The 12,981-nt window shown below is 71.9% G+C and carries 13 protein-coding genes; 3 read left to right on the top strand and 10 right to left on the bottom strand.

Annotation, left to right across the window (positions count from 1 at the left end):
• The first annotated feature begins 372 nt into the window (after positions 1 to 372).
• Positions 373 to 990, top strand: coding sequence for a cold-shock protein (locus ACE101_RS04400; RefSeq protein ID WP_379126342.1), 618 nt, complete (start codon positions 373 to 375; stop codon positions 988 to 990).
• A gap of 10 nt (positions 991 to 1,000) precedes the next feature.
• Positions 1,001 to 1,477, top strand: a complete 477-nt coding sequence (locus ACE101_RS04395) for a DUF192 domain-containing protein (RefSeq protein WP_379126341.1) — start codon at positions 1,001 to 1,003, stop codon at positions 1,475 to 1,477.
• Positions 1,478 to 1,751: 274 nt separating this feature from the next.
• Here ACE101_RS04395 and ACE101_RS04390 read toward each other — a convergent pair whose 3' ends face one another.
• The 4 genes from ACE101_RS04390 to ACE101_RS04375 form a co-directional block, all read right to left on the bottom strand.
• Positions 1,752 to 2,174, bottom strand: coding sequence for a gamma-glutamylcyclotransferase family protein (locus ACE101_RS04390; protein ID WP_379126340.1), 423 nt, complete (start codon positions 2,172 to 2,174; stop codon positions 1,752 to 1,754).
• A 13-nt stretch (positions 2,175 to 2,187) separates the two neighbouring features.
• The gene (locus tag ACE101_RS04385; RefSeq protein ID WP_379126338.1) at positions 2,188 to 4,194 is read right to left on the bottom strand and encodes an acetyl-CoA carboxylase biotin carboxylase subunit; all 2,007 of its coding nucleotides are present in this window, start codon (positions 4,192 to 4,194) and stop codon (positions 2,188 to 2,190) included.
• 169 nt (positions 4,195 to 4,363) lie between these two features.
• A complete protein-coding gene (locus ACE101_RS04380) occupies positions 4,364 to 4,801 on the bottom strand; it encodes a hypothetical protein (RefSeq protein WP_379126337.1) in 438 nt (145 codons plus the stop codon).
• A 157-nt stretch (positions 4,802 to 4,958) separates the two neighbouring features.
• The gene (locus ACE101_RS04375; RefSeq protein WP_379126335.1) at positions 4,959 to 5,540 is read right to left on the bottom strand and encodes a L,D-transpeptidase; all 582 of its coding nucleotides are present in this window, start codon (positions 5,538 to 5,540) and stop codon (positions 4,959 to 4,961) included.
• Between the two features lie 207 nt (positions 5,541 to 5,747).
• On the opposite strand from ACE101_RS04375, the gene ACE101_RS04370 reads away from it, so the two are divergent.
• Positions 5,748 to 6,677 (top strand): histone deacetylase family protein, encoded by a 930-nt coding sequence (locus ACE101_RS04370; RefSeq protein ID WP_379126334.1) that lies wholly within the window; start codon positions 5,748 to 5,750, stop codon positions 6,675 to 6,677.
• 10 nt (positions 6,678 to 6,687) lie between these two features.
• Here ACE101_RS04370 and ACE101_RS04365 read toward each other — a convergent pair whose 3' ends face one another.
• The 6 genes from ACE101_RS04365 to ACE101_RS04340 form a co-directional block, all read right to left on the bottom strand.
• On the bottom strand, positions 6,688 to 7,608 hold the full coding sequence (locus ACE101_RS04365) for an AEC family transporter (RefSeq protein WP_379126333.1): 921 nt from the start codon (positions 7,606 to 7,608) through the stop codon (positions 6,688 to 6,690).
• Positions 7,609 to 7,676: 68 nt separating this feature from the next.
• Positions 7,677 to 8,573 carry a LysR family transcriptional regulator gene (locus tag ACE101_RS04360; RefSeq protein WP_379126332.1) on the bottom strand — a complete coding sequence of 299 codons (897 nt, stop codon included), beginning with the start codon at positions 8,571 to 8,573 and terminating at the stop codon, positions 7,677 to 7,679.
• Between the two features lie 27 nt (positions 8,574 to 8,600).
• Positions 8,601 to 9,899, bottom strand: a complete 1,299-nt coding sequence (ribB, locus tag ACE101_RS04355; RefSeq protein ID WP_379138471.1) for a 3,4-dihydroxy-2-butanone-4-phosphate synthase — start codon at positions 9,897 to 9,899, stop codon at positions 8,601 to 8,603.
• Between the two features lie 52 nt (positions 9,900 to 9,951).
• Positions 9,952 to 11,067 (bottom strand): chorismate synthase, encoded by a 1,116-nt coding sequence (aroC, locus tag ACE101_RS04350; protein ID WP_379126331.1) that lies wholly within the window; start codon positions 11,065 to 11,067, stop codon positions 9,952 to 9,954.
• A 75-nt stretch (positions 11,068 to 11,142) separates the two neighbouring features.
• Positions 11,143 to 11,733 (bottom strand): DUF3578 domain-containing protein, encoded by a 591-nt coding sequence (locus tag ACE101_RS04345; RefSeq protein ID WP_379126329.1) that lies wholly within the window; start codon positions 11,731 to 11,733, stop codon positions 11,143 to 11,145.
• Positions 11,730 to 12,857 carry an anhydro-N-acetylmuramic acid kinase gene (locus ACE101_RS04340; RefSeq protein ID WP_379126328.1) on the bottom strand — a complete coding sequence of 376 codons (1,128 nt, stop codon included), beginning with the start codon at positions 12,855 to 12,857 and terminating at the stop codon, positions 11,730 to 11,732. Before ACE101_RS04340 ends, ACE101_RS04345 begins: the two co-directional genes overlap by 4 nt.
• Between the last annotated feature and the right edge of the window lie 124 nt (positions 12,858 to 12,981).

Raw genomic sequence — 12,981 nt, 5'->3', positions numbered from 1 at the left:
GGCCCCCGAACAGGTTTCGGACATGCGTCCGGTGATGTTCCGACAAGGCCCTGCGAGACCGGGAAGAGGACGAGCGGGCGACACCGTGGCGCGCCGGCGCGAGGCTGCTTAGACGAGGCACGGGATCCGGTCGAGCCCTGCGACACAATCGCGCAACGGCGTCAATTCCCGGCCTCCGCGCTTGCACCGGCTGCGCAGCGTGGTGGCGGCCTGCACCGCCCGGATGCAGAAGCCGCCGAGAAACGTCCCTGTTCGGGCGGGAAAGCCGCCTTCGCCCCTTGGATTAGGCGATGATTCGGGCTTTCCCCGAGTCATGACTTTGTTAAGCTCCCCTGTGAATCGCCCGTCGCGATTCGGTGTGGGTTGCTTACGATGTCGGACGAATTCGGTTCAGGCCCGCTCGGCCCTCGGCCGGGGAGCACGTTCGAGGCCAGCGCGAAACGCGCCGGCACGGACGTCGAGACGGATGCGCCGCTCGACCTCGTGGAGATCAGCGGCCGCATCAAGTGGTTCGACGTCGCGAAGGGATTCGGCTTCATCGTACCCGACAACGGTGCACCGGATGTTCTGCTGCACGTGACCTGCCTGCGGCGGGACGGCCACCAGAGCGCCAGCGAAGGCGCCCGCATCGTCGTGGAGGCGGTCCAGCGCGCCCGCGGCTGGCAGGCCTTCCGGGTGATCTCCCTCGATCAGTCGACCGCGACGCATCCGGCCGAACTGCCGATGCCGCGCACCCACGTCACCGTGGTGCCGACGAGCGGCCTGGAAACGGCGGTGGTGAAGTGGTTCAACCGCCTGCGCGGTTTCGGCTTCCTGAGCCGCGGCGACGGGACGCCGGACATCTTCGTGCACATGGAGACCCTGCGGCGCTACGGCATCGCCGAGCTGAAGCCCGGCGAGACGGTGATGGTGCGCTACGGTGACGGTTCCAAGGGCCTGATGGCCGCCGAGGTCCGCCTCGCGGATGGCACCCTGCCCGCCTCGCACTAAGTTTCACGTCATGTCGATCCGATTCGCACGGCCCAGCGCCGCGACGGCGCTCGCCGTCCTCGCCGTCCTGCTCGCGCTCGTCGCCTCGCCCCTGCGGGCGGAGGGTCCGACCGAGCCGCTCTCCATCGTCTCGCGCGGCGGGCGCCACGCCTTCCAGGTGGAGGTGATGCGCGACGATGCCGGCCGCGCCCAGGGCCTGATGTTCCGCCGCAGCATGGCCCCCGATCACGGCATGCTGTTCGACTTCGCTCAGGTGGCGCCCGTCACCATGTGGATGAAGAACACCTACCTGCCCCTCGACATGCTGTTCATCCGGGCGGACGGCACCGTCACGCGCATCGCCGCCGATACGGAACCGCTCTCGACGCGCACGATCCCGTCGGGCGGCCCGGTCCTCGCCGTGCTCGAACTCAACGCCGGCACGGCGGCGAAGCTCGGCATCCGGACGGGCGACAAGATCGAGCACCCGCTGTTCAAGGGGCGGTGAGCGCGTCAGGCTTCTCCGAGCCTGTTGACGGCTCCCGGCGGTCACCTTCAACAAACCATCCATCCGTCCCACTCGCGACCTCAGCCCGAGAGCGGGAGTGGGAGGATGCAGACCCGTCAAACAGGCTCTCATACGGTTTCCGGATGATCGCTTCGCGATGCGGAAACCGGCCTCGCTCAGGCGCCGCGCGGGCTCGTGATACGGTTTCCGAAAGTGATCTCCCGGAAACCGTATCAGGGAGCCGAAGGGGCCACGCCTCCCCCCGGAGCCGATCTCACCCCGCCCGCAGCAATGTCCCCAGGCTCCGCAGATAGGCCTCGGGCAGCCCCGCCTCCTGCGCGGCCGCGATGACACCCTGGAGATAGCCGGGCCGCGGCACGCCGCCCTGGCCGCGGCCGAGATAGACGAGCGCGCGCCGCACACCCCCCTCCGTCGTCACCGGCTGCTGCGCCTTGATGTAGAGGCCGCTCGCCACGCCCTCGTAGCGGTCCAGGGCCGGAACGTCGGAGAGGGCGAGGTCCCAGACGAGGCCCCAGACCGTGGCGCCGGGATCGCGCACCACCGAGGCGTAGCCCTCGCGCATGATCACGAAGCGGTGGCGGTTGAGGCGGCCGATGCCCCGCACCGTGGAGGCGGGGCAGCGCCGGGCCATGGCGGCCCGGTCCATGTTGGAGCCGTACGCGAAGTAGAGCGGCACGGCCGATCCGCTCTCAGGCGAATTCGAGGATCACGGCGTCGACAGCGAGGCTGTCGCCCTCCTTGGCCTGGATGGTCTGCACCGTGCCGTCGCGCTCGGCGCGCAGCACGTTCTCCATCTTCATCGCCTCGACGATCGCCAGCGGCTCGCCCGCCTTCACCTCCTGGCCCGGCGTCACCATGATGCTCTTCACCAGACCGGGCATCGGGCAGAGCAGCTGCTTGCCGGAGCCGCCGACCTCCTTGACCGGCATCAAGGCCGCGAGCTCCGCCTCGCGCCGGGTGTAGACCCGCGCCTCGGCGGCCGCGCCCGCGTGCTGCAGGAAGACGCCGTTCAGCAGGCCCCGCACCTGGACCGCCGCCCGGGCACCGCCGATCGACCCGGTCCAGACCGGCTCGCCGGGCCGCCACGCGCTCTCCACCACCCAGGTGGGGCCGTCCGCGAACGCCACCGCCACCTGATCGCCGTCGAGCGTCTCGACCGTCGCCTCGAAGCGCTGCTCGCCCAGCCACACCACCCGATCCCGCTCGAAGCGCAGGTGCCTCGGATCGCGCATCTGGCCCGAGATGCCGCGCTTGCGCTCGTTGAGCCGGTGGTCGATGGCCGCCGCCACCGCGGCCATCCGCAGCGCCACGTCCCCCGCCGGCACCGGCGCCGCGAAGCCGCCCGGGAATTCCTCGGCGATGAAGCCGGTCGACAGCCGCCCCTCCTGCCAGCGCGGATGCTGCATCAGCGCGGCCAGGAACGGGATGTTGTGGCGGATGCCCTCGATGGCGAAGGCGTCGAGGGCCTCGGCCTGCGCGCTGATCGCCTCCGCGCGGGTCGGCGCCCAGGAGACCAGCTTGGCGATCATCGGATCGTAGTGGATCGCGATCTCGCTGCCCTCCTCGACGCCGGTGTCGTTGCGGATCGTGGCGGTGCCCTGCGCGCCCTCCGCCGGGGGCCGGTAGGTGGTCAGCCGCCCGATCGAGGGCAGGAAGTTGCGGGTCGGATCCTCCGCGTAGACGCGGCTCTCCACGGCCCAGCCGTCGAGCTTCACCGCGTCCTGCGTGAGGGGCAGCCGCTCGCCCGCCGCCACCCGGATCATCAGCTCGACGAGGTCGAGGCCGGTGATCATCTCGGTCACCGGATGCTCCACCTGGAGCCGGGTGTTCATCTCCAGGAAGTAGAAGGACTTGTCCTGGCCGGCGACGAACTCGACGGTGCCGGCGGAATCGTAGTTCACCGCCTTGGCAAGAGCCACCGCCTGCTCGCCCATCAGGCGACGGGTCGCTTCGTCGAGGAGCGGCGAGGGCGCCTCCTCGATGACCTTCTGGTTGCGGCGCTGGATCGAGCACTCGCGCTCGCCCAGGTAGATCACGTTGCCGTGCTTGTCGCCGATGACCTGGATCTCGATGTGGCGCGGGTCGGTGATGAACTTCTCGATGAAGACCCGGTCGTCGCCGAAGGAGGAGGCCGCCTCGGAGCGGGCGCGGGCGAAGCCCTCCGCCACCTCGCCGGCCGAGTGGGCGATGCGCATGCCCTTGCCGCCGCCGCCGGCGGAGGCCTTGATCATCACCGGGTAGCCGATCTCGTCGGCGATGGTCACGGCGTGCTCGGGGCTCTCGATCACGCCGAGGAAGCCCGGCACGGTGGAGACCTTGGCGGCGGCAGCGGCCTTCTTGGATTCGATCTTGTCGCCCATGGCGGCGATGGCGCCGGGATTGGGGCCGATGAAGACGAGCCCGGCCTCGGCGAGGGCCTTGGGGAAGGCCTCGCGCTCGGAGAGGAAGCCGTAGCCCGGATGCACGGCCTGGGCGCCGGTGCGCTTGCAGGCCTCGATGATCTTCTCGATCAGGAGGTAGGACTGCGCGGCCGGGGCGGGTCCGATATGGACCGCCTCGTCGGCCATGGCCACGTGGACCGCGTCCCGGTCGGCATCGGAATAGACGGCGACCGTCTTGATCCCCATCCGCCGCGCCGTCTTGATGATGCGGCAGGCGATCTCGCCCCGGTTTGCGATCAGGATCTTGTCGAACATCGAAGCGCGCACTCGAGCCGTGGGAAGGATCAGGCCGGGCCGGAAACGCCCAAGCTCATCTCCGTTAATGCATCGGCGCGCGCTGCGAAAGCAGCGAAAAGGCAAGTGGGGCGCAGCAGACCGACCCCGATTGGTCCAAGATCGGCCGACCCGGCCGGTCGAGGGCGGCTCAGGCCGCGAGGGCGACCGGGAAGTCCGCCTCGTCGACGCCGGCGCGCAGGTGGTTGATGCTGAGCGCGAAAGCCACGAGGTCCGCGTCGGTCGCCTGCGCCTCGCGCACCACCTCGACGGCGATCCGGGCGCCCGTCGCGGTCGGCCCGCTGCCGCAGGACAGGCTGCCGACGAGCCAGCGGGCGATGTCGGCGTCGATCCGGCCGGTCGGGCGCTCGCCCCAGACCGCGAAATCCACGACGGAGGCGATGAGGTAATCGGCGAAGTCGGGATCCGCCGGCACCGCCCGGTCGAGGCCGATCAGCATGTCGGCCTCCTCGCGGCTGGCGAACCCGTCGGGCAGCACCTCCCGCGCCAGCTCGCGCACGTCGGCATGCGAGACCCGGCCCTTGGCGACCATACGGTTACAGAATTCCTGCAGAGAAGACTTGATCATCTGTCGTGCCTCCCCGGCCTTTTTGATGCCGGTGCTTGTCCCCGTGTGAGAAGGACTATGCGCGACGACGATCACCCCAGCGGTTAACGTCGAAATCTGAATCCGCGTTCAGGTTAAGCCGAAGCAAGGAGGCAGCGTTGCGAAACGGTTGCGACGATCAGCGCACGATGACTTTCGCGTCGACGCCGACGCGGTTGTAGAGGTCGACGACGTCGATGTTGCGCATGCGGATGCAGCCCGAGGAGGCCGCCTGTCCGATCCGCTCCGGCTCGTTGGTGCCGTGGATGCGGTAGAGCGTGTCGTGGTCGCCATCCGCGAGGTAGAGGGCGCGGGCGCCGAGGGGGTTGGCCGGCCCGCCCTTCATCGGGTGGACGTGCGGCCAGCGCTTCACCATCTCGGCCGGCGGGTTCCAGTCCGGCCAGGCCGCCTTGCGGAACACGCGGGCGGTGCCGCTCCAGCCATAGGCCTCGTCGCCCACCGTCACGCCGTAGCGCACGGCCTTGCGGTCGGGCAGCACGTAGTAGAGCTGCCGCTCCTTCGTCTCGACCACGATGGTGCCGGGCGGCTGCCCGGTCGGATCGTCGGTCAGGTAGCGGGCGAAGCGCGGGTCGGTCTCGCCGTCCGGGATCATCGCCATCCAGGCCGCGTCCTGCGCGGACAGGCTCGGATCGGGAATGCTCTTGTAGCTGCAGCCGGACACGGCCAGGGCGGCAGCGAGAAGGAGGGCGTGACGGCGCATCGAATCGGGATCCGGCTCGCGGTCAGCCTCGGTGCGTCATGGTTGACCGGCCGTTAAGCTTACAGCGCGGGCGCCGCACTGCGAAGCCGCCGCGGGCCATGGTGCGGGCCGCCTGCTCACGAATGCACGCATGTGTTGCGTCCCGGTCAGCCTCCTGCCACGGTGTATGCCACAGCCACGGGAGGGGGCCTTCGGGCCAATGATGGCATGACGACGCTGTATCTCTGCCACCCGGCATCCCTCGACCACGCCACGCCCCACGGCCATCCGGAACGCCCCGACCGCATCCGCGCCATCGAGCACGCACTGGAGGACGAGCGCTTCTCGGCCCTGGTGCGCGAGCAGGCCCCGCGGGCGGATCTCGACGTCGCGGCGCTCGCCCATCCGCGCGCCTACGTGGAGGCCATCGCCGAGGCGGCCCCGCGCGAGGGGCTGGTGGCGATCGATTCCGACACGGTGATGTCGCCCGGGACGCTGGAGGCGGTGCTGCGCTCCCTCGGCGCCGCCGTGCAGGCGGTGGACGAGGTGATGGAGGGCAAGGTCGCCAACGCCTTCGCGGCCATGCGCCCGCCCGGCCACCATGCCGAGCGCACCCAGGCGATGGGCTTCTGCTTCTTCAACCAGGCGGCGGTGGCCGCGCGCCACGCGCAGAAGCGGCACGGGGCGGAGCGCGTCGCCCTGGTCGATTGGGACGTCCACCACGGCAACGGCTCGCAGGACATCTTCTGGAGCGACGCCTCGGTGCTGTACTGCTCCACCCACCAGATGCCGCTCTATCCCGGCACCGGCGCCACCTCCGAACGGGGCGACCACGACACCATCGTGAACGTGCCCCTGCGCCCGGGCGACGACGGCGAGCGCTTCCGCGAGGCCTTCGAGCACGGGATCCTGCCGCGGGTCGAGGCCTTCCGCCCGGACCTGATCGTGATCTCGGCGGGTTTCGACGCCCATTGGCGCGACCCGCTCGCGAACCTGCGCCTGACGGAGGCGGATTTCGCCTGGGCGACCCGGAGCCTGATGGAGATCGCCGACCGGCACGCGAAGGGGCGGATCGTGTCGGTGCTGGAGGGCGGCTACGACCTCGACGGCTTGTCGAAATCGGTGGCCGCCCATGTCGAGGCGCTGATGGGGCGCTGACCGCCCCGGCTCAGACCGCGAGGCCGAGCAGCACGATCGGGATCGCCGCCCCGGCGAGCACCGTCTGCGCCGCGGTGATGCCCGCCATCAGGGGCGCGTCCCCGCCGAGCTGGCGCGCCAGGATGTAGGAGGAGGAGGCGGTCGGCAGCGCCTGGAACAGCAGCGCGGTGGTGGCTGCCGCGCCCTGGAGGCCGAGCGCCCGGCAGGCGAGCAGCGTCGCCAGCGGCATCAGCACGAACTTGGCGCCCGAAGCGACGAGGACCGGCCGCAGCCACCTGCGCGCGGCGGACAGGTCGAGGGCCGCGCCGACGCAGAGCAGGCCCAGCGGCAGCGAGGCTTGGCCGAGGGTCCGCAGCAGCGTGTCGAGACCCGGCGGCAGGCCGAGGCCCGCGGCCTGGAGGCCGATGCCGATCACGCAGGCGACCACCAGGGGATTGAGTGCGAGCTGACGCGCGATGCCTCGGGGCGCGAGCCGCCCGCCCGCCCCGAAGCGGGCGAAGACCAGCACGCAGAGCACGTTGACGGTGGGCACGATCGCCGCGTTGGCGACCGCCGCGAGCGCGACGCCCTGCGTCCCGAACAAGCCGGCCGCCGCCGAGACGCCGACGTAGTTGTTGAAGCGCACCCCGCCCTGGAAGACCGAGGTGAAGGCCGCGCCGGAGCCGCCGAGGACCGGCCGGAGCGCCACCAGCACTCCGGCGACCGCGAGCGTCGGGGCCACCAGCACCAGGGCGAGCCCCGCCACCGGCACGCCGTCGAGCCGGGCCGTCGCGAGCCCGTGCACGAACAGCGCCGGCAGCAGCACGTAGTAGCCGAGCCGCTCCGCCTGCGGCCAGAAGCTCTCGGCGAGGAAGCCCGACCGGCGCAGGGCCGAGCCGAGGCCGATCAGCAGGGCGATGGGAACGAGGGCGAGGAGGACGGTCGCGATCATGCGGCGACCATAGGGGCGGGATCGCTTGAGGAAAAACGCGAATAACTCGACCGATCCTCAAGCCGGGCTCATCGATGAGCCAGGCTCGCGGATCCGGCGGCGGCCTCCCGCACCGCCTCGGCGAGCGCTGCCGCGAGGCGCTGGGCCGGGCGGTCCTCCCGCTCCAGCAGCACGACGGCCCGGCGGCTCTGCGGATCGCCGAAGGGCAGGCAGGTGAGCGGCGGCAGGGCCCGGCGTCCGGCCTCGGACAGGGGCAGCACGGCGGCGCCGAGCCCCTTCGTCACCATCCGCAGGATGGCCTCCTTGCTGTCGAGCTCGATGTCGCCGTCGACCCGCAGCCGCTGGCGCCGCAATTCCTGCGCGATGGTGCGACCGGCCCAGGCGCGCCGGTCGAAGCGGATGAAGGGCAGCTCCTCCAGGATCCGGCGGGCGCCCCGCGCCTCCAGCCCCGGCGGCGCGAGGATCCAGAAGCCCTCCTCGTAGAGCGGCGTGGTGACGAGCCCGGCCGGATGCGGGCGGACGGGTCCGGTGGTGACGGCCGCATCGAGCTCGCCCGTATCGACCCGCACGGCGAGTTCCGCCGACATGCCCGACACGACCTGCACCCGCAGGCGCGGATGCGTGGCGCGCAGCCGCGCGAGGGCATCCGGCACCGGGCCCGCGAGGGCGGTCTGGATCGCGCCGACGCGCAGCCGCCCGGCGAGCGCCCCGCCCGCCTCCAGCTCCGCCGCGAGGCCGTCGTAGAGAGCGAGGATCTCCTCGGCCCGGGCGACCGCGACGTGGCCCGCCTCGGTGAGCACGGGCCGGCGCCGCGACCGGTCGAACAGCACCGCCCGGAACTCCTGCTCCAGCCCCCGCACGTGCAGGCTCACCGCCGATTGCGTGAGGCCCACCGTCTCGGCGGCGCGGGCGAAGGATCCCTGCCGGGCGATGGCGACGAGACTGCGCAGGGCACGCAGGGACATGGCGGGCAGGGCGCCGGAACGCCCCCTCTAAGCCTCCAGCGGCTCGTCCCCGAGCAGCTCGATGCCGAAGCCCGAGAGGCCGACATAGGAGCGCGAGGCCGTGGCGAGGTTGCGGATCGAGACCACCCCGAGATCGCGCAGGATCTGCGCGCCGAGGCCGACCTCGCGCCACTGGCGCACCCGGGCAGCCTCGGCGCCGTCGTCCTGCTCCTCGCGGAAGCTGGTGAGCGGCACGCCCGCGGTGCCGTCGCGCAGGTAGACGAGGACGCCGCGCCCCTCCTCGGCGAAACGGCGCATGACGCAGGCGATGGAGCGCCCGCCCTCGATCACGTCGGCGACGACGTTCGAGCGGTGCAGGCGCACCAGCATGTCGCGCCCGTCGCCGATCCGGCCGTGCACGAAGGCGAATTGCTGCATCGGCTCGAAGGGCGTGGTGTAGGCGTAACCGGTGAGGCTGCCCCACTCCGTCTTCACCGGGAAGCTGCCGATCCGCTCCACGAGCTTCTCGCGGGCCTGCCGGTAGGCGATGAGATCCGCCACCGAGATCTGCCGCAGGCCGTGCTTCTCGGCGAAGGCCGTGATCTGCGGCCCCTTCATCACGGTGCCGTCGTCGTTGGCGAGTTCGCAGATCACGCCCACCGGCGGCAGCTTCGCCAGCCGGCAGAGATCGACCGCCGCCTCCGTGTGGCCCGAGCGCATGAGCACGCCGCCGTCCCGGGCGATGAGCGGGAAGACGTGGCCCGGCCGCACGAAATCCGCCGCGCCCATGTTGCCGTTGGCGAGCGCCCGCACGGTGTTGCAGCGCTGCTCGGCCGAGATGCCGGTGGTGAGCCCGTGCTTGACGTCCACCGTCACCGTGAAAGCGGTGCCGAGCGGCGCGTCGTTCGAGGCCACCATCGGCTCGAGGCGCAGGCGCTTGGCCTCCGCCCCCGTGATCGGCGCGCAGACGATCCCGCAGGTGTTGCGGATGATGAAGGCCATCTTCTCCGGCGTGCAGAGCGAGGCCGCGATGACGAGATCGCCCTCGTTCTCGCGGTCGTCGTCGTCGGTGACGATGACGAGTTCGCCGCGGGCGAAGGCCTCGATGGTCTCGAGGACGGAAGCGTGGGGCACGGGCATCTCCTGCCGTGGGGCGCTCAGGCCCAGGAAGTCGTTCGGCGTCACGGCACCGCCGGTCTCGCGGGCGACGAGGGAGGCGGTCTCGCGCGACAGCCACGCACCGGGATTGTTGCACAGGCCCGTCACCGCCGCGGGGGAGAGCCCGCAGCGCCGCGCGAAGTCGATGCGGGACACGCCCTGCTGCCGAAGCCAGTCGCCGAGTTTCACGCCGGCCTTATAGCCGGCCATTGATTTCAGCGAAACTGAAATCGTGCCGATTTCACTCCGGCTGAAAGGGCCGGGGCTCGCCCACCTGCCCGCGGTGGCGCAGGTAATGGTCGGCGAGCACGCAGGCCATCATCGCCTCGCCCACCGGCACAGCGCGGATGCCGACGCAGGGGTCGTGGCGGCCCTTGGTGACGACGTCGGCGGGCCGGTTGTCGCGGGTCACGCTGGCCCGGGGCGTCAGGATCGAGGAGGTGGGCTTCACGGCGAAGCGGCAGACGATGGCCTGCCCCGTCGAGATGCCGCCGAGGATGCCGCCCGCGTGGTTGGCGAGGAAGCTCGGCGCGCCGCCATTGCCGGGGCGCATCTCGTCGGCGTTCTCCTCACCCCGCAGGGCCGCCGCCGCAAATCCGTCGCCGATCTCGACCCCCTTGACCGCGTTGATCGACATCATCGCGGCGGCGAGGTCCGAATCGAGCTTGCCGTAGACCGGGGCGCCGAGGCCCGGCGGCACGCCCTCGGCCACCACCTCGATCACGGCACCGATGGAGGAGCCGTCCTTGCGGATCCCGTCGAGGATCTCGGCCCATTGCGCGGCCGCCACCGCGTCCGGGCAGAAGAAGGGGTTGCTGCCGACCTCGTTCCAGTCGAAGCGGGCGCGGTCGATGGCGTGGGGGCCGAGCTGGACCAGGGCGCCCCGGATGGTGACGCCCGGCAGCACCTTGCGGGCGATGGCCCCCGCCGCGACCCGCGCGGCGGTCTCGCGGGCCGAGGAGCGCCCGCCCCCGCGATAGTCGCGGATGCCGTACTTCGCCTCGTAGGCGTAGTCGGCATGGCCGGGCCGGTAGGTGTCGCGGATCTCGGAATAGTCCTTCGAGCGCTGGTCGACGTTCTCGATCATCAGCGCGATCGGGGTGCCGGTGGTGAGCTGGCGCCCGCCGGTGCGGTCGTCCGCGAAGACGCCCGAGAGGATGCGCACCGCATCGGGCTCCCGGCGCTGGGTGGTGAAGCGCGACTGGCCCGGCCGGCGCCGGTCGAGCTCCGCCTGGATCTCGGCGGCCTCCAGCGGGATGAGCGGCGGGCAGCCATCCACCACGCAGCCGAGGGCCGGCCCGTGGCTCTCGCCGAAGGTCGTGACGCGGAAGAGGTGGCCGAAGCTGTTGTGCGACATGATGGAAGCGGTCTAGCGCGGGATGCGGGCCGGGACAAACCCTCCGCGCGGGCAGCCGTCATCTCCCGCCGCGTCTCAGTTCAAGCCGCCCCGCGCCCGGAGCGCCCGGTAGGCGTCGAGGCCGGTCGCGAGGTCCCGGCGCAGCCGCGTTTCGTCATCGAGGCCGGTGATCGGCGTGGTGATGCCGAGGATGTGCGCCGCCTCGTAGCCCCGCGGCAGGTCTCCCTCGCTCCCGAGCCCGATCGCCGTCTCGGGCAGCCGCGCGGCGAAGTCCGGGAGCCGGGCCCGCAGACGCTCGCCATCGGCGCGCAGGGCCGCCTCGGCCCGCGGCCCATGCGCCCGCATCGCCGCGACGGTGCCCTGCGCCAGGGAGAGATGCACCGCCTCGCGATCGGCCGGGAACAGGTAGACGAGGTAGAAGCCCTCCGTCGCGCTCGTGGTCACGGCCGGGTCGAACACCGCGATCCAGGGCACCGCCGCCCAGTGCAGGCCGCGCCCGGGGCTTCCCTTGACGAGGAGGCCGGGGGCGTCGGCGGGCAGGGCCGCCCGCACCTCGTCGGGCGCGCCGCGGCGGATCACGTGGGCGAGCGGATGGCGGGGCAGCGGATCGAGCCGCGCGAGCGGGTATTCGCGGATGATCCGGCGGAGCGCGTGGCCGAGGCTCACGGGCGCGCCAGCACGCCCCCGGTCACCGGCTCCCGCACGCCGGTCGTCGAGGGGACGGTGAGCGGCAGGCCCTTCAGCGAGCGCACGGCGAGGTAGGCGAAGGCCTGCGCCTCTAGGAAGGCCGAGGACCAGCCGACCTCGTCGGCCCGCATCACCTCGGTGCGCAGGTGGTGCCGCAGCAGCCGCAGCATCTCGTCGTTCTTCGCCCCGCCCCCGGCCACGATCCAGCGCGGCGGGAGCGCGTCCGCGAAGTCGAGGGCGCGGGCGATGGCGCGCACCGTGAAGGCGGTGAGGGTCGCGGCCCCGTCCTCGGTCGGGAGCTGGCCGACGACGCGGTGCGAGAAGGCGTTCCGGTCGAGGGATTTGGGCGGGCGGCGGGTGAAGAAGGGGTGGACGAGGAGCCAGGCCAGCAGCGCCTCGTCGGGCCGTCCCGCGGCGGCCAGGCGCCCGCCCGCATCGAAACCCTGCCCGGTGCGCTCCTTCACCCAATCGTCCACCAGGGCGTTGCCGGGCCCGGTGTCGAAGGCGACGAGATCGTCGCTCCCGGCGATCAGCGTGACGTTGGCGACGCCGCCGATGTTGAGGACGGCGAGATCCCCCGTGAAGCCCGAGGCGCGGGCGAGCGCGCGGTGGAAGACCGGCACCAGCGGCGCCCCCTGCCCGCCCGCCGCCACGTCGGCCTGCCGGAGATCCGAGACCACCGGGATGCCGAGACGGCGGGAAAGGGCCGCGCCGTCGCCGATCTGCACCGTGAGCCCCTCGGCGGGCCGGTGGATCACGGTCTGGCCGTGGAAGCCGACGAGGTCGATCTCGCCGGGCGACAGGCGGTTCTCGGCGAGGAAGGCCTCGACCGCCTCCGCGTGGCGGCGCGTCACGAGGTCCTCCGCCGCGCGCAGGCAGCCCGGCCGCTCGGTGCGCCGCGTGATCGCCACCGCGTCGTCGAGCGCCCGCCGCAGCAGCGCCCGGTCCTCCTCCGCATAGTCGCGGCAGAGGGTGGGCCCGAGGGGCTCGATCCGGCCGTTATGGCCGCGCGTCACCCGCAGCCCCTCGCCATCGGTCTCGATCAGCGCGACGTCGATGCCGTCGAGGGAGGTGCCGCTCATCAGGCCGATCGCCCGCATCATCGTCCGCCCCCGTGCGTTTCCGCCCGCGCGCTGCTATGAGCGCCGCCCATCGACCCTCGCCGAGCGGGTCTGCGGTGGCGCGCCACCTCGAATCCGCTTAGCGCCTTGAAGTGTCGCAGGTTTT

It is taken from the genome of Methylobacterium carpenticola, from assembly GCF_042748905.1.
Lineage (GTDB): Bacteria > Pseudomonadota > Alphaproteobacteria > Rhizobiales > Beijerinckiaceae > Methylobacterium > Methylobacterium carpenticola.
This window is presented reverse-complemented; position numbering and strand designations above follow the sequence as displayed.